Source organism: Kribbella sp. NPDC023855 (assembly GCF_040639475.1).
GTDB lineage: Bacteria > Actinomycetota > Actinomycetes > Propionibacteriales > Kribbellaceae > Kribbella.
Window position 1 is genome coordinate 67487 of sequence record NZ_JBFAAA010000010.1, and the last position, 17468, is coordinate 84954.

A 17468-nucleotide genomic window follows, 5' to 3' on the forward strand; every position below is an offset into this window, starting at 1 on the left:
TGCGTCAGCCCAACCCCGGTACGCCGGAACGCCCGGCCGAGTCGCCCGGCGTCGGCCGTGTCGGCAGTCAAAGCACCGGGCACAGAGCAGCCGCCCCCGGGGACTCCCGGGGGCGGCTGTTGGTGTTGGGGTGGATCAGTGCATTGCGGCGGCGGAGGATGACTCGAGGGTTTGGTCTTCGGGCTTTTGGGGGGCGTCGGTGCGGCCGGCCAGGCGTTGTTCCGGGGTGATGATCGCCAGGACCAGGGCGATCGCCAGGAACGGTAGCGAGACCAGGAAGACGTCGTCCATCGCGCTGACCAGGCCGTTGAGGGCCCAGCCCTTCATCGGTTCCTTCAGGCTGTGCAGGGCCTGGACGCTGTTGGCGGCTTTGGCGAGTCCGTCGACCATGCTCTGGGTGGCGTTCGGGACGATGTCCTTCAGGTGGACCTCCAGCCGGCTGGTCAGCACCGCGCCGTACACGGCCGTGCCGATCGCGCCACCCATCGAGCGGAAGAACGTCATCGTCGAGGTGGCGGTCCCCATGTGCTGGCGGGGAACGCTGTTCTGCGCGGCGGTGACGGTGATCTGCATCGACAGGCCCAGGCCGGTACCCATCACGAACATGTAGATCGCCAGGTGCCAGTACGGCGTGGTCATCCCGATCGTGGACAGCATCACCATCGCGCCGCCGACCAGGACCGCGGAGATGATCGGGTAGATCTTGTACCGGCCGGTCTTGCTCATCAGCTGGCCGCTCGGGATCGAGGCGGAGAAGATGCCCATGATCATCGGCAGCAGGGCCAGACCCGACCGGGTCGGGGACATGTCCTTGACCGCCTGCAGGTACAACGGCAGGAAGATGAGCGCGCCGAACATCGCGAAGCCGAGCAGGAACGCGTAGCCCGCGTAGCCGGAGAAGATCCGGCCCTTGAACAGGTCCATCGGGATGATCGGCTCGGACACCCGCAGCTCGACCAGGACGAAGGCGACGGCCAGCACGACGGCGCCGATCAGCAGCGCGAGCGTGGTCCCGTTGCCCCAGCCGTTCTCCGGGCCGGACCAGGAGACGGCCAGCAGCAGCGCGGTCACCGCGCCGGTCACGATCGCGGCACCGAGGTAGTCGATCTTGTGGCTGCGCTTCACGTGCGGCAGTTTCAGCACCGCGGCGACGATGCCCAGGGCAACCAGGCCGATCGGCAGGTTGATCCAGAAGATCCAGCGCCAGCCCGGACCGTCGGTGAGCAGACCGCCGAGCAGCGGACCGGCCACCGAGGAGAGACCGAACACGGCACCGAAGTACCCCATGTACTTACCGCGCTCGCGCGGCGGGATCACGTCGCCGATGGTGGCGAACGCCAGCGACATCAGGCCGCCGGCGCCCAGACCCTGGACGGCCCGGAAGCCGATCAGCATCTCGATGTTCTGCGCCAGCGCGGACAGCACCGAACCGGCCAGGAAGGTGACGATCGCCGCGATGAACAGCGGGCGGCGGCCGTACAGGTCGGAGATCTTGCCCCACAGGGGAGTGGAGGCGGTGGAGGTCAGCAGGTACGCCGTGACCACCCAGGACAGCTTGTCGAGGCTGTTGAACTCGCTGACGATCTGCGGCAGCGCGGTACCGACGATGCTTTGGTCGAGGGCGGCCAGGAACATGCCGGCCATCAGGCCGCCGAGGACCACCATGATCTGTTTGTGGGACAGGTAGCTCGGGGCGTCTGGTTCTGGCGCGGCAGCGCCGCCGCCGGCGACGGCGGGCTCTGTGGTGCTCATGCGTTGTTCTCCACGTTCTCTACGGATTTGCGGTGCGCGGCGGCGGCAGCGGCCCAGCCCTTGTCGGCCCAGGCCTTGCTTGCGTCGCCACGCTCGTCGACGAGACTGGTGACGCCGTCGGCGAACCGGGTCATCAGTCGCTCGAAAGTCTCGATATCGGTCTCCGACCAGCCGTTCATCGCCTGGCTGAGCAGTTCCATCCGGCGCTTGGCGGCGGCTTCCCACTCCTGCGTGCCCTGCTCGGTCAGCTCGACCCGGAAGGCGCGGCCGTCGTCGGGGTCCGGGGAGCGGCGGATCAGACCGGCTTGCTCGAGCGCCCGGACGTGCCGGCTCGCGGTCGAGGCGTCGATCTCCATCTTGGCGGCGAGATCGGACAGCCGCAGTGCGCCGTTGCACCGCAGGACGAACAGCACCAGGTGGGCGCTGTGGTCGATCGTGTCGCCGGGTTGCTTCGACTTCAGCCGGCGGCCGATCCGGGTGAAGGCGTGCAGAACGCCCTCCACCGGCGTCTTCGGCGCCCAGCCCTCATTTACATGCATGGTGCAAGCATATACATACTTGCGTGATGCACGCAAATGGTTTCTGGGCAGGACAGAATGAGGCCATCGGGCGACCTTGGAGGACGGACATGCAGCAGGTGGCGGTGGTGACCGGCGGGGGATCGGGGCTCGGGCGGGAGATGGCTCTGGCCCTCGCGGCGGCCGGATTCCAGGTCACCGTGACGGGGCGGACCGAGGCGAAACTGCGCGAGACGGCCGAGGCAGCGGCTGAGGTGGCAGCTGTGGGGTCGGCGGGTGTGGGGGAGGTGCGTACCGCAGTACTGGATGTTGTGGACGGTCGTGCGGTTGCTGAGTTCTTCGGGTCGTTGGAGCGGATCGATGTGTTGGTGAACAACGCGGGGACGGGCGCGCCGGCGGCCGCCGTACAGGATGTGACCGAGGAGGACTGGCGGCGGGTTGTCGACACGAATCTGACCGGGTCGTTCTTGTGTGCGCAGGCGGCGTTCGCGTTGATGCTGCGGCAGGAGCCGTCCGGTGGGCGGATCATCAACAACGGGTCGATCTCGGCGCACGTTCCTCGGCCGCACTCGATCGCCTATACGGCGTCCAAGCACGCGATCAGCGGGTTGACCAAGGCGCTGGAGCTCGAGGGGCGGGGGCGGGGAATCACGGCCTGCCAGATCGATATCGGCAACGCGGCCACCTCGATGACCGCCAAGATGGGTGACGGAGTGCTGCAGGCGGACGGGTCGGTGGCGGTGGAGCCGACGTTCGATCCGAAGATCGTCGCCGACTTCGTGGTGCGGATCGCGCAGTTGCCGACGGATGTCGCCGTGCCGACGCTGACCGTGATGGCGGCGGGCATGCCCTTCGTGGGGCGGGGCTGATTCGCGGGCGGCTTGTCGGTGGGGCCGTCTAGGGTCGGTGTTGTGGCGGAGTTGCGGGAGTCGTTGGTGCGGGCGCGAGGGTTGCGGAAGTCCTACGGGGACTTCGAGGCCGTCGCGGGGATCGACCTGGATGTCTGGAAGGGCGAGGCGTTCGGGTTCCTCGGGCCGAACGGCGCCGGCAAGTCGTCGACGATGCGGATGATCGGTGCGGTGTCCCCGGTCAGCGGCGGTGAGCTGCGGATTCTCGGGATGGATCCGGGCACCGACGGGCCCGCGATCCGAGGGCGGCTGGGGGTCTGCCCGCAGGACGACTCGCTCGACCTCGAGTTGTCCGTGCACGAGAACCTGACGATCTACGGCCGGTACTTCGGGCTCAGCCGGGCCGTGTGCCGGGAGCGGGCCGACGAGTTGCTCGAGTTCGTCGCGCTGACCGAGAAGGCCAAGGTCAAGGTCGACGAGCTGTCGGGCGGGATGAAGCGGCGGCTGACGATCGCCCGCTCGCTGGTGAGCAAGCCGGACCTGTTGCTGCTGGACGAGCCGACGACCGGGCTGGACCCGCAGGCGCGACACCTGCTCTGGGACAAGTTGTTCCGGCTGAAGCAAGCGGGCGTCACGCTCATCATCACCACCCACTACATGGACGAGGCCGAGCAGCTGTGTGACCGGCTGGTCGTGATGGACGCGGGCAAGATCGCGGCCGAGGGGTCGCCGGCCGAGCTGATCCGCGACTACTCGACCCGTGAGGTGACCGAGCTGCGGTTCGGGCCGGAGGTGATGAGTTCGGATCACGATGCGCTGGCCGGCAAGGTGGAGGACCTCGCGCAGCGCGTCGAAGTACTGCCTGATCGGTTGTTGCTCTACACCGATGACGGTGAGCGTGCGGTGGCAGCGGTGCACGAGCGTGGTCTGCAGCCCGCGGCCGTCCTGGTACGCCGGTCCACCCTGGAGGACGTGTTCCTCCGGTTGACCGGCCGGACCCTGGTCGACTGATGTCCGTCGCGGTGGAGAACGGCCTGCGCCAGTTCGACTACTGGCTCACGGTCTACAAACGCACCTGGAAGGGCAGCCTGGTCAGCAGCTTCCTGTTGCCACTGCTCTATCTGGCAGCAATGGGGATCGGGCTCGGTTCGTTTGTCGACGGCAACGGGACGGGCGCGCTCGGCGGCGTCAGCTATCTGCAGTTCATCGCGCCGGGGTTGCTCGCCGCGACCGCGTTGCAGATCGCGGTCGGTGAGTCGACGTACCCGGTGATGGGCGGGATCAGGTGGCACAAGACCTACTTCTCGATGGTCGCCACTCCGTTGCGGCCGGCCGACGTGATGTACGGGCAGCTGGCCTTCATCGCCTTCCGCGTGCTGACCACCTGCCTGGTGTTCCTCGCGGTGATCGCCGCCTTCGGTGGACTGGGATCGGCGTGGGGCCTGCTCGCGTTGCCGGTCGCGTTGCTCACCGGGATGGCGGCGTCGGCGCCGGTCTGCGCGGTCGCGGTCACGCTCGACAACGACGCCGGCTTCGCGATGATCTTCCGGTTCGGCGTCATCCCGGCGTTCCTGTTCTCCGGCGCGTTCTTCCCGGTCTCGCAACTGCCGAACTGGATCGAATGGCTCGCGTACGTCAGTCCGCTGTGGCACGGCGTCGAGTTGTCCCGTGACCTCAGTCTCGGCACGGTCGAGCTGCTGCCCGCGCTCGGCAACCTCGCCTACCTGTCCGCCTGGTTCGGCGTCGGCACCTGGTTCGCGGTCCGCCGCCTGCACGAGAGGTTGATCAGCTGATGGCGACACTCGCCGCCCGCGTCGTACCGGTCCCGGTGCGTCCCGGCAACGGCCGCCAGCTCGTGGAACGCAACTTCCTGGTCTACCGCCGGGCGTGGGTGGTTTTCGTCTCCGGTTTCTTCGAGCCGGTGTTCTACCTGCTGTCGATCGGTATCGGGGTGGCCCAGCTGGTCGGTGACTTCACGCTGTCCGACGGCACGGTGATCGGGTACGCCGCGTTCGTCGCGCCCGCGATGCTGGCCAGCTCCGCGATGAACGGGGCGATCTTCGACTCGACGTACAACATCTTCTTCCGGATGAAGTACGCCAAGCTCTACGACTCGATCCTCGCCACGCCGCTGCGGCCGTGGGACGTCGCGACCGGTGAGGTGACCTGGGCGCTGCTGCGCGGGGCGTGCTACTCGGCGATGTTCATCCTGGTGATGCTCGCGCTGGGCCTGATCGAGTCCTGGTGGGCGGTGCTCGCGCTGCCGGTGTCGGTGCTGCTCGGCTACGCGTTCGCCGGCGCGGGGATGGCGCTGACCACGTTCATGCGGAGCTGGCAGGACTTCGAGTTCGTCCAGCTGGCGACGATGCCGATGTTCCTGTTCTCGGCGACCTTCTACCCGGTCGAGACCTACCCGGACTGGATCCGCTGGCTGGTCGAGATCACTCCGCTCTACCAAGGGGTGGTGCTGGAGCGAGCCCTCACCACCGGCACGGTCAGCTGGACGCTGCTCATCAACGCCCTGTACCTCGCCGCGATGGGCACCGCCGGCATGTACGTCGCCTCCCGCCGCCTCGGCAAGCTCCTCCTCAAGTAGAGATCAGGCTTCGGAGCCACCAGACAGCTCCGCGGATCATGGAGTCGGCACTCGGGTTGGCGAGGTGGTCCGGCAGGCCCAGGGACGTCATCGTCTGATGCAGCGCGCCCAGTTCTCCGGCCAGCTTGAGTGCGCGGTTCAGCTCGGCTGGTGACGCGTACTCCTGCCACTCGGCCAGGTAGGCGTCCCGCACGCGAGGATCGGTCGACAGCGGTGACCGTTTCCCGACGAAGGTGACCAGATCGAGGAACGGATGCGACACCGCCGCGTCGGTCCAGTCGAACGCCAGCACCTTGCCGTCCCGTACTGCGAGGTTGCCCGGGTGCAGGTCGCCGTGCAGCAACGTCTCCGGTACGCCGATCGCCGCCAGCTCGCTGATTGCCTCCCGCAACTCCTCCGCCCGGCGCGGCAGTTTCGCCCGCTCGCCCGGCTCGAGTCGCTCGGTCGCGGCGTTCGGCCCGACCAGCCGGTCGAGTTCGCGATCGAGCACCGCGAGCCGGCGATCCACACAGGTGAAGGACACCAGCTGGTCGGTCTGGTCCGCGAAGCTGCGCTGCAACCGCGCATGACCACGCAAGGATTCGGTCCACAGCTCGAGATCGGATTCGTGCGCCAATGCGAGCCCGAGATCAGGGAGCAGCATCCAAGCGCGCTTCTCGTCGATCGCCAGCGGCGCGGGCACCTCACCAGGGCGGACCTCGGACAGCCGCCGCAACAGCACCGGCTCATGCGCAAACAGCAGCGGCAATGCGTCGGGCCGGGCCGGCCGGATCGTACTCGAATGCGCGAGCGCCTTGAAATACACGTCCCCCTTGGCCGTGGGACAACGCAGTACGTTCGACAACCCCCACGACCGCACTTGAGCCGGTACGGCGGTCAGCGGGGCGCCCGCCTCGGCCAGCTGCTCCTCGATCCACGGCATCGCCTCGGCGTACCAGCCAGGTCTCGTCCAGGCCGGTGTGACGGGAGCATCCGCGGGCAGGGCGAGCTGCCGTCGCGCGGACTCGACCGCCGGGTCGTCGAAGTCGGCAACCCAGCGCGCGCCGGGAGGGAGCGAACCGGTGTTCATCATCAGGTACTGCGTCTCGCCGGCGCCGGCCGGACCGGTGCCGTCGTCGAGGCAGCTCAGCACGTAAGCCTCGATCCCGAGCTGATCCCTCAAGGCTCGCACCGCGGCCTCGACATCGGGGAACCAGATCTCGTTCGCGATCTGCACCCGAGGGAGCCCAGAAGGCAACACCAGAAGGGTTTCGTCGTCCGGTCGTACCACTACCGCCGTGACTCTCACACTGGTTGACCCTAGTTGAGCGGCACAACTCAAATTCCGATGCCGCGACGGTCACCTGCTGCAACCACTCGGTCGCACGCCGCGTCCGACGGGTATGGTCAACCTCTTCAGAGCCTGGTTCAGCCGGGTCAAGGATCAAGCGGCCGTCCTGGAGCAACTGAAAGCGCCCTTGGAGGAGCTCCCCGGCGGTCAGGATCAGTGGATCCAGGACTCGATGGACTGGTTCGTCGAGCAGTTCGGGCGCGACGTGCTGGAGCGTCCGATCGTGCTGCCGTCCGAGTTCGTCCCGGCGGAGTACGACGGCTCCGAGGTGGCGGCGCGCGCTCTGTTCGAGCAAGTTCGCGAGCGGATGGGCGTACCGCCCGGCCGGCTGGTGGTGCGCTTCGACCTGGATGCCGTCGACGGCCACCTCGACAGGTACCGCGGTAGGCAGGCTCCCCAGATCGCCGGAGCGACGCGGATGCGGTTCGGGTCGTGGCTGCCGGGCAAGGAGTACAACACCGTTTTCATCAGCGGGCGCCTGCTCGCCGAGCCGTCCGTGCTGGTGGCGAACTTCGCCCACGAGATCGGTCACGAGGTGCTGCTCGGCTCGGGCCGGGTCAGCGTCTCCCGGCCGGACCAGGAGTCGCTGACCGATCTGCTCGTCGTCTTCCACGGGCTCGGCATCTTCATCGCCAACGCGTCCTTCGGCCGCCCGCCCGGAGGCACCAACAACCTGCGGATGGGCATGTTCTACCTGCGCGAGCGGGCGCTGACCGACGCCCTCGCGTACTACGCCTTCCTGCAGGGCGCGCGGACGATGCCACCCTGGGAGGACGAACTGGACGTCCCGGTCCGGGCCGGGCTCGCCGCCCGGCTCCACAAACTCGAAGAAAGCGGCACAGCCCGGTAAATAACGCCCACAGGGGGCTCAACCGCTTTAGTGTGGGCTGGTGAGTATCACTGCGGCTGAGATTGCCCGGGCAGCGGATCTGCTGCACGACGTGGTGGCGCCCACCCCGCTGGAGTACTCGCGGTGGTTGAGCGACCTCGTCGGCGGTGACGTCTTCCTCAAGTGCGAGAACCTGCAGCGGACCGGCTCGTTCAAGCTGCGCGGGGCGTACGTCCGGATGGCGCGGCTGACCAAGAAGGAGCGGGCCCGCGGCGTGGTCGCGGCCAGCGCGGGCAACCACGCCCAGGGTGTCGCGCTCGCGGCGCAGCTGCTCGGCATCAAGGCGACGGTGTTCATGCCGTACGGCGCCCCGATCCCGAAGGAGAAGGCGACCCGCGCGTACGGCGCCGACATCCGCTTCGTCGGTACGTCGATCGACGACTGTCTCGCCGCGGCGCGGGCGTTCGAGGCGGAGACCGGCGCGATCCTGATCCACCCGTTCGACCACCGCGACATCGTCGCCGGGCAGGCGACCACCGGGCTGGAGATCGTCGAGCAGTGCCCGCAGGTGCGGACCGTCGTCGTACCGACCGGTGGTGGCGGGCTGATCGCCGGGATCGCGCTGGCGATGCAGCGCGACGGGATGCCGATCGAGGTCTTCGGGGTGCAGGCCAAGGGCGCCGCGGCGTACCCGCCCTCGCTCGCGGCCGGTGAGCCGCTGCAGCTGGACAAGATGGCCACGATGGCGGACGGGATCGCCGTCGGGCTGCCCGGCCTGGTCCCGTTCGGGGCGATCCAGCAGCACGTCGGTGACGTGCTCACGGTCGACGAGAACTCGTTGTCCAAGGCACTCTTGCTGATCCTCGAACGCGCCAAGCTGGTGGTCGAGCCGGCCGGTGCGGCTGCGGTCGCCGCAGTACTGGACAACCCGAAGCGGTTCAAGCCGCCGCTCGTCGTGGTGCTGTCCGGCGGCAACATCGATCCGCTGCTGCTGATGCGGGTGATCCGGCACGGCATGGCGGCAGCGGGCCGGTACCTGTCCCTGCGGGTCCGCATCCCCGACAACCCGGGTGGGCTGGCGACACTGCTGACCCGGCTCGCCGAGGTGGACGCCAACCTCATCGAGGTGGTGCACGAGCGCATCTCCGAAACCCTCAACCTGGACGAGGTCGAGGTCGCTTTGCAACTCGAGACCCGGGGTGAGGAGCACCGGGAGCGGGTATTGGCGAGTCTGAGCACCAACGGATACACGTACACGCTGAACTGAGGAGCGCCCGTGAAGATCACCCAGCAGGTCGCGCTGGCCACTGCAGCCTTGTTGCTCACAGCAGCCTGTACGCCGGGCTCCGACACTCCTGAGGGCGGTGCGAGTGCGCCGAGCTCGGTCAAGACCGACGCGGCCGCGCTGGGCGAGGTGTCGCTGACGGTCTGGGACCAGGAGGTCCGTGGCGGTCAGGCGGCTCAGATGGCCGAGCTGAACAAGCAGTTCCAGGCGAAGTACCCCAACATCAAGCTCAAGCGGGTCTCGCGGTCGTTCGACGATCTGAAGACCACGTTGCGGCTGGCGCTGTCGGGCAACGACGCACCGGACGTCGTCCAGGCAAACAACGGGCGCTCGGACATGGGGGAGTTCGTCAAGGCGGGGCAGTTGGTGCCCCTGGACAAGTGGGCAGATGCCTACAACTGGAAGAGCCGCTACCCGGCCTCCGTTCTGCAGTACTCGCGGTACTCGTCGGACGGCAAGACCTTCGGGGAGGGCGACCTGTACGGCATGCCGCAGGTCGGTGAGGTCGTCGGGATCTACTACAACAAGACCAAGCTCACCGCACTCGGGCTGGAGCCGCCTAAGACCTGGGCCGACTTCGAGAGCGCGCTCGGCAAGGCCAAGGCGGCAGGCGAAGTACCGCTGCAACTCGGCAACCTCGACAAGTGGCCGGCCATCCACGTGTTCGGCACGGTGCAGGACAAGGTGGTGCCGGCCGAGCAGATCACCACGCTCGCCTTCGGGCGCGCGGGCGCGAGCTGGAAGACGGCCGAGAACACCAAGGCTGCCGAGACGTTGGTGTCGTGGGTGGACAAGGGGTACTTCAACCCCGGCTTCAACGGGCAGGGGTACGACCCGGCCTGGCAGGACTTCGGCAAGGGCAAGGGCGTCTTCCTGATCGCCGGCACCTGGCTGCAGGCCGATCTGCAGAAGGCACTGGGCGACAAGGTCGGCTTCATGCTCCCGCCGGGGAACTCCGCCGACGAGAAGCCGGTGGTGACCGGTGGTACCGGACTTCCGTTTGCCGTGACCAACAAGGCGAAGAACCCCGACGCGGCCGCGGCGTACATCAACTTCATCACCAGCCCGGACGCGATGAAGGTACTCGCGAGCACAGGCAACCTGCCGATCGCCGACACCTCGGCGCAGCAGGCGCCGGCCGGACTGGCCGGCGACATCTTCAACGCCTTCGGTACGGCGGTCAGCAAGGAAGGCCTGGTCCCGTACCTCGACTACGCGACGCCGACCATGTACGACACGATCGGCGCCGCGTTGCAGGACCTGCTGGCCAAGAAGGCGACGCCACAACAGTTCATCGACAAGCTGGAGGCCGACTACAGCAAGTTCGCCGGCAAGTGAGCTCACCTCCGGGCGAGCCGCGCAAGATCGGCTATCTCTACATCCTACCGGCCCTGTTGATCTACGGTGCCTTCCTGCTCTATCCGCTCGGCCGGGCCGTGCATCTGTCGCTGTTCGAGTGGAACGGCATCACGCTCGGCAAATTCGTTGGCCTGAGCAACTATGCGGACGTGGTCGCGGACGCCGGGCTGCGCGCGGCCTTCGGGCACGCGCTGGTGCTGATCGTCTTCTACTCGGGGCTGCCGGTGGTGATCGGACTCGCGCTGGCTTCGGTGCTGCAGCGGGCCCGGGTTCGCGGGCTCGGGTTCTTCCGGACGGTGGTGTTCCTGCCGCAGGTGGTCGCGATGGTGGTCGTTGCCGTGTCCTGGCGACACATCTACGCGCCGGATGGGCCGCTGAACGACGTACTGCGGGCCGTCGGGCTCGACTCTGTTGCTCGGGGCTGGTTGGGGGACTACGCGTTTGCGCTGCCGGCCGTTGGGGTGATCGGCACGTGGTTCGAAACCGGGTTGGTCACGGTGTTGTTGCTGGCGGGGATGGCGCGGATTCCCAAGGAGCGTTACGAGGCGGCGCGACTCGACGGGGCCGGGGCGTTCTCGGAGTTCTTCGCGGTGGTGCTGCCCGCCGTACGGGGTGAGATCGCCGTCGCGGTGACGTTGACGGTGATCGCCGCGTTGCGGACGTTCGACCTGGTCTACGTGACCACGAGTGGCGGTCCCGGGACGTCGACCAGCGTTCCGTCGTACGAGGTCTACCACCGGGCCTTCGAGCTCGGGCAGGTCGGTTCGGCGGCGGCGATCGGGGTCTGCCTGACGGTGCTGATCTTCGTGATCACGCTGGGCGTGAACCGCCTGGCGGACCGGAGTACGGCGTGAGAGCGCCGCTGGCCGAGCGCGTCGGCAACTATCTCCTGCTGACCGTGTTCGGGCTGTTCGCGCTCGGACCGATCGTGACGATCCTGGTCGCGGCGCTCGGACCCGACGACGGCGGCGGCGGGACGAGCGGGTTCGGGAACTTCGGCAGGGCCTGGGAGATCGGGCACTTCGGCAGCTATCTGCGGACCAGCGTGCTGGTGTCGGTCTCGGTGGTCGTGGTGAGTGTGCTGCTGTCCGTCTTGAGCGGCTATGCCTTCGGCACCATGCGCTTCCGTGGAGCAGGGGTGCTGTTCTACCTGTTCCTGCTCGGCATCATGATGCCGACCGAGGCGATCATCGTCCCCCTGTACTTCGACCTGCGCACGCTCGGGCTGACCGACACGTTCTGGGCGATCGCGTTACCCCAGGTCGCGCAGTCTGTTGCCTTCGGCACCTTTTGGATGCGGGCGTACTTCCGGTCGTCCAGCCGGTCGCTGGTCGAAGCGGCGCGGCTCGACGGCGCCGGGCACTGGCGGACGCTGTGGGCCGTGCTCGTACCGCCGGCCCGGCCCGCTTTGGTGACGCTGATCGTTCTGGTCTTCATGTGGACCTGGAACGAGTTCCTGATCCCGCTGGTGATGGTGACGAGCGAGTCGTTGCGGACCGCGCCGCTGGGGCTGGCGTTCTTCTCTGGGCAGTACACGTCCGGCTTCACACTGCTCGCGGCCGGCGCAGTGATCGTGGGCACGCCGGTAGTACTGGTCTACGCGTTCCTGCAGCGCCACTTCATCGCGGGGATGCTGGAGGGCGCAGTACGGGAGTAGCGGCTACGGCTCGCAGCTCTTGCGGAGGGGAGCGTGCAGCCGCTCGGCGAGCACCCGGCGCTGGGTCGGGCTCGCCTCGGCCTGCTTGAGCAGGCCCTGGTCAGTCAGCTTGACTGTGATCGCGCGGCGGTCCTCGGGGCACATGCTGCGCTCGACCAGCCCGGCGACCTCCAGCCGGCCGATCACGCGGGACAGTGCGCTCTGGCTCAGGTGGACCGACTTCGCGATGGTCTGCACCTTCGCGTACCGGTCGGGCAACTCGGCCAGCCGCTCGAGCACCTCGTACTCACTCATGCCCAGGCCGTGCTGCTGCAGCTCGCGGTCGAGCGCGCAGCTCAGGTCGGCGTGGCGAGCCAGCAGCTCGCGCCATTCGCGGACATCGGCGCTGATCTCACCAGTCTCAGCGCTGACCTTCGTGTCGGTCATGCTGAGGACGTTATCATGCATCTGCATTCAATGCAAACGCAATTAATGAGTAGACATTAGATGCAGATGCATGCAATGCTCTCGTCTTGTGACACAGACAACGCAAACCACCACCGCACCGGCCCGCCTGACCTGGGACGCGCGCCTTTGGGGCGCCCTCCTCGTGGTCTGCGGCGTGATCTTCCTCGACGGCCTGGACGTGTCCATGGTCGGGATGTCGCTGCCCTCCATCGGGGCCGACCTCGGCGTCTCGCTCTCCTCCCTCCAATGGGTCGTCACCGGCTACGTGCTCGGGTACGGCGGGTTCCTGCTGCTCGGCGGCCGGACCGCGGACCTGCTCGGCCGTCGCCGGGTCTTCCTGATCGCGCTGGCGGTCTTCGCCGTGGTCTCCATGCTGAGCTCCCTGGCAACCAACCCCGAACTGCTCATCGCCGCGCGGTTCGTGAAGGGCGTCGCCGCCGCGTTCACCGCGCCGGCCGCGCTCTCGATCATCACCACCACCTTCCACGAGGGCCCGGATCGCAACCGCGCCCTCAGCATCTTCACCACCTGCGCCGCCAGCGGCTTCTCGATGGGCCTGATCCTCGGCGGTCTGCTGACCGAGGTCGGCTGGCGCTGGACCTTCCTGATGCCCGGCCCGGTCGCGCTGATCGTGCTGCTGTTCGCCCTCAAGCTGATCCCGAACAGCCCCCGCGACGAGACCGCCGGTGGGTACGACGTACCGGGTGCCGTCACGGTCACGGCCGGCATGCTGACGCTGGTCTTCGCGGTCGTCGGCGCCGAAGGGGCCGGCTGGGCCTCCTTCCGCACCATCGGGCTGTTCGTCCTGGCCGCCGCGTTGCTGGCCGCCTTCGTCACGATCGAACTGAAGACCAAGCACCCGCTGGTCCGGCTCGGCATCCTCCGCGAGGGCAACCTGCGCCGCGCGAACCTCGCGATCATGACGGTCTTCGGGGCGTACGTCTCCTTCCAGTTCATCGGAACGCTCTACCTGCAGAACATGCTCGGCTGGTCCTCGCTGGAAACCGCGCTGGGCTTCCTGCCGGCCGGTCTGATCGTGGCCTTCCTGGCACCGAACGCCGGCAAGGTGGCGGACCGGATCGGTACCGAGCGGATGGTCGCGACGGGCATGGCGCTGTTCGTCGTCGGCTACGCGCTGTTCCTGCGGATCGGCCCGTCGTCGGACTACGTGGCGACCGTGCTGCCGACGATCGTGCTGATCGGTCTCGGCTTCGCGCTCAGCTTCCCGGCGCTGAACATGCAGGCGGTGAACGGCATCCCGGACAACGAGCAGGGGCTCGCCTCGGGGCTGTTCAACACCTCCAGCCAGGTCGGTGGCGCGATCGTGCTCGCCATCACCACCGCGGTGATCGGCAGCCAGTCGCACGGCGTCACCACGCCGAGCGGGATGCTCTCGGCGTACAAGCCGGCGCTGATCGTCATCACCGCGATCACCATCGCCGGTCTGCTGATCGGCCTGGCGGGGCTGCGTGGCCTGAGCGCCCGGCGCGCCGCCGCGGCCACAGAGGTCGCCGAACTCAAGGCAGTGCAGAAAGAACTGGCGGACGAGGAAATGACCCCGGTCGCCTGAACCATATAGAGATGAGCAGTGCGGGTCACGGGCTACTCCGCCGTGACCCGCACTCTCATGTTCCGTTGGGCATGTTCCAGTTGGGCGCGGCTGGGCACCGGTAATGGATGCGCACCGAAGAGCCGGATGGTCGCCTCCTGGCCGCGAGGTACCGGCTACTCGAAGTACTCGGCCGGGGTGGGATGGGTCTGGTCTGGCACGCGCGGGACGAGATCCTCGACCGCGACGTGGCAGTCAAGGAGATCGTGCTGCCGCCCGAGCTGCCGGAGGAGGAACGCGCCGTACTGCGTCGCCGTACGCTGCGGGAGGCCCGCTCGGCCGCCAGGCTGAGTGACCCGAACGTCGTCGCCGTGTACGACGTGGTGGAGGAAGAGGGCCGGCCGTGGATCGTGATGGAGTTCGTCAAGTCCCGCACGCTGGCCGACGTGGTTCGGCAGCAAGGGCCGCTGCCGTACCGGCAGGTGGCGAAGATCGGGCTGCAGGTGCTGGCCGCACTGGAGGCGGCCCACCCGGCGGGCGTGCTGCATCGCGATGTGAAGCCGAGCAATGTTCTGCTGGCCGACGACGGCCGCGTCGTGCTGACCGACTTCGGCATCGCGACGCTCGAGGGGGAGTCGACGCTGACTCAGTCGGGCACGCTGGTGGGATCACCGGCGTACATCGCTCCCGAACGGGTGCAGGCGCGAGGCGCGGGACCTGAGTCGGATCTGTGGTCGCTGGGCGCCACTCTGTACACAGCAGTCGAGGGTCGCCCACCTTATGAGCGCGGCAGTGCGCTCACCACCTTGACCGCCGCGGTGACCGAGCCTCCCGACCCGCCGAGGCTGGCGGGGCCGCTGTGGCCGGCACTGGAAGGTCTGCTCCGCAAGAGCCCGGCTGATCGCATAGACGCCGCCACCGCCCGCCAGTTGTTACTGCAAGCAGCCACTCCCATCACCCCGGCAACCGCACCCCGCCCTGCCCCCGTCCCACCACCTGTTGGTGGCTCTTCCTCTGATCATGGGCAGGGGACTCGTGTGCTTCCAATGTCGCCGGTGGTTCCGGAGGCAGAGGTGCCGGCGGTTTCCTCTGCGTCCACCTCGCCCGTTGTGCCGCCGCCCGTCTCTCCGCCGCCTCCGGCGAGGGAGCCGGCTGAGCGGGTGCCTAAGTTGCTGCTTGTGCTGGCGGCTTGTCTGCTGGTGATCGCAGGTCTTGGGGCGTGGGCCGCCTTCCGCCCGGACGACGACAAGCAGAGCCGGTCACCGGGGACTTCCAGCGCGGCACCTACGGTCGCGCCCACGTCGAAGGCATCGTCGACCGTCGCCGGGAAGAGCAGTGCCGCTCCGAGTAGTCAGCCCCAGACCAGCAAGCCTCAGACGAGTCAGCCTCAGACGAGTCAGCCCCGGACCACGGCGCCACGGAGCAGTGCGCTGCCGTCATCGGCTCCGACGAGCCGGCCGACCAGTCGGAACACGCAGCCGGGCGCCGGCGCAGTACCGGCTGGGTTCGAGCGGCATGTCGATCCGACCGGGTTCTCGCTCGCAGTACCGGACAACTGGACCGTACGGCGCGAAGGTGGGCGCGTGTACTTCCGTGAGCCCGGGGGATCGCGTTTCCTTCTGATCGACCAGACCGACCAGCCGAAGGCGGATCCGGTGGCCGACTGGCGTCAGCAGGAGGCTGCGCGACGGGACGGCTATCCGGAGTACAGGCGGGTCCGGCTGGAGGCGGTGGACTACTTCCAGAAGGCCGCGGACTGGGAGTTCACGTACGCGGTGGGTGGTGGGCGGCAGCACGTGCTGAACCGTGGCGTGGTCACCAGCCCGCGCCAGGCGTACGGGATCTACTGGTCGACGCCCGATCGGCAGTGGGCGGACAGTCAGGACCTGTGGCGCGCCATCACCGACAGCTTCCGTCCGGCCTCCTGACCCCTGGTCGGCGGGCAGTTCAGGGGCTGCGCGGGGGAGCTCCGGGCCATCCCCGATTGGTTTCGACCCGTCCGGGTGCTGGACTGGGGGTATGAGCGATCAGAGCAACTACGACCGACGGGTCAAGGACATCCTCGACCGAGTCGCCAACGGCCACCTCACCTCCGAAGAAGCCGCGACCCTGATCGCTGCCATCCCCACCACACCCAGCTCAGCGAGCGGGCCAGGCGCGACCGCCGGCCCCGCCGCGGGTTGGCCGGGCACGTCCGCCGGCTCCAGCACGACCGGTGAGAGCGCCCCACCCACCCCCGGCGCCTCCGGCGAACCGGCAACGTCCGCTGCTGGAACAGGTTCCAGCGCGGCCGGTGAGGGCAGCACGCAGAGCGCCCCACCTACCCCCGGCGCCTCCGGCGAACCCGGTGCTGGCTCAGCCACCGCGTCTGACGCTGAGGGTGATTCCGGTACGCCGTCGGCGGCTGTTTGGGCTGAGGTTGTCGACACGCCTGACACCACGATCCCGGCGCCCGGCGCGCCGAAGCACGCTGCTGAGCCGACCGGTTCGGGTGGACCGTCCGGGTCGACCGGCCAGCCGCCCTCGGGTGGTGAAGGCAGCGTGGTGGATGACGCCGCGGTCGTGCCGGAGCCCGAGCGGACGGCGAAGCCGGCGCCGGCCGCCGAGCCGGTGGTCGACGAGACGTTGCACAGCGATCTCGTCGTACCGGCCGGTGTCCGGCGGGTGACGATTCGCGCGATCGGCCGCCGGGTGCGGCTGATCGGAGAGCCCGCCGTCACCGGCGTGGCTGTCGACGGGCCGCACGTGATCAAGCGCGACGGCGACACCCTGGCGATCAACAGCGAAGGCGACATGGGCGTCTCGATCGACGGGCTGAGCATGTTGCGCAACCCGACCGACCTGAAGTCGCACGTGAACGGCTTCGCCAAGGAGCTGTCGATCCGGGTCAACCCGATGCTCCAGGTGGAGATCGAGGTGACCGGCGGAAGCGTCACGGCCGAACGCCTCCCGGGCCTGGCCCGCGTCCGCGTCACCGCCGGTACGGCGAAGGTCACCGACGTCGACGGCCCGATCGACCTGCTCGTCCAGGCCGGCACCGCCACCCTCGACGCCCAGATCACCAAGGGCCGCTCCCGGGTGCGGGTCGAGTCCGGCGCCGCCAACGTCATCCTCCGCCGCGGCTCCGACGTCCGCGTCCACACCGAAGCCCAACTCGGCCGCGTCAGCTGGTCCGGCGCCGTCTCCGGCCAATCCAAGGACGTAGAAATAGGCCGAGGCCGAGCCGCCCTCGACGTTGAGGTCCTGGTCGGCTCCGCCCAAATCACCTCCGACTAACCGCCCCGCACACACCCCGGAG

Annotated in this window: 16 protein-coding genes; 12 read left to right on the plus strand and 4 right to left on the minus strand. The window is 68.3% G+C overall.

The genetic code is table 11. From position 1 onward, the window contains the following. Positions 1 to 135: 135 nt before the first annotated feature. The gene (locus tag AB0F51_RS29190; protein WP_360285043.1) at positions 136 to 1752 is read right to left on the minus strand and encodes an MDR family MFS transporter; all 1617 of its coding nucleotides are present in this window, start codon (positions 1750 to 1752) and stop codon (positions 136 to 138) included. Next, entirely contained in the window at positions 1749 to 2291 is a 543-nt protein-coding gene (locus tag AB0F51_RS29195) for a MarR family transcriptional regulator (RefSeq protein WP_360285044.1), read from the minus strand. Before AB0F51_RS29195 ends, AB0F51_RS29190 begins: the two co-directional genes overlap by 4 nt. A gap of 89 nt (positions 2292 to 2380) precedes the next feature. On the opposite strand from AB0F51_RS29195, the gene AB0F51_RS29200 reads away from it, so the two are divergent. From AB0F51_RS29200 to AB0F51_RS29215, 4 genes are read left to right on the plus strand one after another with little or no spacing between them, the layout of a single operon-like run. Beyond that, positions 2381 to 3139, plus strand: a complete 759-nt coding sequence (locus tag AB0F51_RS29200; protein WP_360285045.1) for an SDR family oxidoreductase — start codon at positions 2381 to 2383, stop codon at positions 3137 to 3139. Between the two features lie 42 nt (positions 3140 to 3181). Beyond that, positions 3182 to 4129: an ABC transporter ATP-binding protein gene (locus AB0F51_RS29205; protein ID WP_360285047.1), complete on the plus strand. Its 948-nt coding sequence runs from the start codon at positions 3182 to 3184 to the stop codon at positions 4127 to 4129. Next, positions 4129 to 4911, plus strand: coding sequence for an ABC transporter permease (locus AB0F51_RS29210; RefSeq protein WP_360285049.1), 783 nt, complete (start codon positions 4129 to 4131; stop codon positions 4909 to 4911). Before AB0F51_RS29205 ends, AB0F51_RS29210 begins: the two co-directional genes overlap by 1 nt. Continuing rightward, positions 4911 to 5714, plus strand: coding sequence for an ABC transporter permease (locus AB0F51_RS29215; protein ID WP_360285051.1), 804 nt, complete (start codon positions 4911 to 4913; stop codon positions 5712 to 5714). The genes AB0F51_RS29210 and AB0F51_RS29215 overlap by 1 nt, the downstream gene beginning before the upstream one ends. On the opposite strand, the gene AB0F51_RS29220 is transcribed toward AB0F51_RS29215, so the two are convergent. Then, positions 5707 to 6930, minus strand: coding sequence for an aminoglycoside phosphotransferase family protein (locus tag AB0F51_RS29220; RefSeq protein ID WP_360285053.1), 1224 nt, complete (start codon positions 6928 to 6930; stop codon positions 5707 to 5709). The two genes, AB0F51_RS29215 and AB0F51_RS29220, sit on opposite strands and share 8 nt — an antisense overlap. Positions 6931 to 7096: 166 nt before the next feature. On the opposite strand from AB0F51_RS29220, the gene AB0F51_RS29225 reads away from it, so the two are divergent. The 5 genes from AB0F51_RS29225 to AB0F51_RS29245 are packed head-to-tail and all read left to right on the plus strand — an operon-like array spanning position 7097 to position 12174. Further along, a complete protein-coding gene (locus AB0F51_RS29225; protein ID WP_360285054.1) occupies positions 7097 to 7894 on the plus strand; it encodes a hypothetical protein in 798 nt (265 codons plus the stop codon). 40 nt (positions 7895 to 7934) lie between these two features. Beyond that, the gene (gene ilvA / locus AB0F51_RS29230) at positions 7935 to 9140 is read left to right on the plus strand and encodes a threonine ammonia-lyase (RefSeq protein ID WP_360285055.1); all 1206 of its coding nucleotides are present in this window, start codon (positions 7935 to 7937) and stop codon (positions 9138 to 9140) included. A gap of 9 nt (positions 9141 to 9149) precedes the next feature. Next, positions 9150 to 10496 (plus strand): extracellular solute-binding protein, encoded by a 1347-nt coding sequence (locus AB0F51_RS29235; protein ID WP_360285056.1) that lies wholly within the window; start codon positions 9150 to 9152, stop codon positions 10494 to 10496. Continuing rightward, positions 10493 to 11371, plus strand: a complete 879-nt coding sequence (locus AB0F51_RS29240; protein ID WP_360285057.1) for a sugar ABC transporter permease — start codon at positions 10493 to 10495, stop codon at positions 11369 to 11371. The genes AB0F51_RS29235 and AB0F51_RS29240 overlap by 4 nt, the downstream gene beginning before the upstream one ends. After that, positions 11368 to 12174: a carbohydrate ABC transporter permease gene (locus AB0F51_RS29245; protein WP_360285058.1), complete on the plus strand. Its 807-nt coding sequence runs from the start codon at positions 11368 to 11370 to the stop codon at positions 12172 to 12174. The genes AB0F51_RS29240 and AB0F51_RS29245 overlap by 4 nt, the downstream gene beginning before the upstream one ends. Positions 12175 to 12177: 3 nt before the next feature. On the opposite strand, the gene AB0F51_RS29250 is transcribed toward AB0F51_RS29245, so the two are convergent. Continuing rightward, the gene (locus AB0F51_RS29250) at positions 12178 to 12600 is read right to left on the minus strand and encodes a MarR family transcriptional regulator (protein WP_360285059.1); all 423 of its coding nucleotides are present in this window, start codon (positions 12598 to 12600) and stop codon (positions 12178 to 12180) included. A gap of 88 nt (positions 12601 to 12688) precedes the next feature. On the opposite strand from AB0F51_RS29250, the gene AB0F51_RS29255 reads away from it, so the two are divergent. The 3 genes from AB0F51_RS29255 to AB0F51_RS29265 all read left to right on the plus strand — a co-directional run bounded on the left by AB0F51_RS29255 (position 12689) and on the right by AB0F51_RS29265 (position 17446). Further along, positions 12689 to 14191, plus strand: a complete 1503-nt coding sequence (locus AB0F51_RS29255) for an MFS transporter (RefSeq protein WP_360285061.1) — start codon at positions 12689 to 12691, stop codon at positions 14189 to 14191. 107 nt (positions 14192 to 14298) lie between these two features. Further along, positions 14299 to 16098: a protein kinase gene (locus AB0F51_RS29260; protein ID WP_360285063.1), complete on the plus strand. Its 1800-nt coding sequence runs from the start codon at positions 14299 to 14301 to the stop codon at positions 16096 to 16098. Between the two features lie 91 nt (positions 16099 to 16189). Then, a complete protein-coding gene (locus AB0F51_RS29265; protein WP_360285065.1) occupies positions 16190 to 17446 on the plus strand; it encodes a hypothetical protein in 1257 nt (418 codons plus the stop codon). Positions 17447 to 17468: the final 22 nt, after the last annotated feature.

Coding starts and splice junctions, on each gene's coding strand:
- AB0F51_RS29190 (WP_360285043.1), bottom strand. CDS start 1,752: ATGAGCACCACAGAGCCCGCCGTCGCCGGCGGCGGCGCTGCCGCGCCA.
- AB0F51_RS29195 (WP_360285044.1), bottom strand. CDS start 2,291: ATGCATGTAAATGAGGGCTGGGCGCCGAAGACGCCGGTGGAGGGCGTT.
- AB0F51_RS29200 (WP_360285045.1), top strand. CDS start 2,381: ATGCAGCAGGTGGCGGTGGTGACCGGCGGGGGATCGGGGCTCGGGCGG.
- AB0F51_RS29210 (WP_360285049.1), top strand. CDS start 4,129: ATGTCCGTCGCGGTGGAGAACGGCCTGCGCCAGTTCGACTACTGGCTC.
- AB0F51_RS29215 (WP_360285051.1), top strand. CDS start 4,911: ATGGCGACACTCGCCGCCCGCGTCGTACCGGTCCCGGTGCGTCCCGGC.
- AB0F51_RS29225 (WP_360285054.1), top strand. CDS start 7,097: ATGGTCAACCTCTTCAGAGCCTGGTTCAGCCGGGTCAAGGATCAAGCG.
- AB0F51_RS29250 (WP_360285059.1), bottom strand. CDS start 12,600: ATGACCGACACGAAGGTCAGCGCTGAGACTGGTGAGATCAGCGCCGAT.
- AB0F51_RS29260 (WP_360285063.1), top strand. CDS start 14,299: ATGCGCACCGAAGAGCCGGATGGTCGCCTCCTGGCCGCGAGGTACCGG.
- AB0F51_RS29265 (WP_360285065.1), top strand. CDS start 16,190: ATGAGCGATCAGAGCAACTACGACCGACGGGTCAAGGACATCCTCGAC.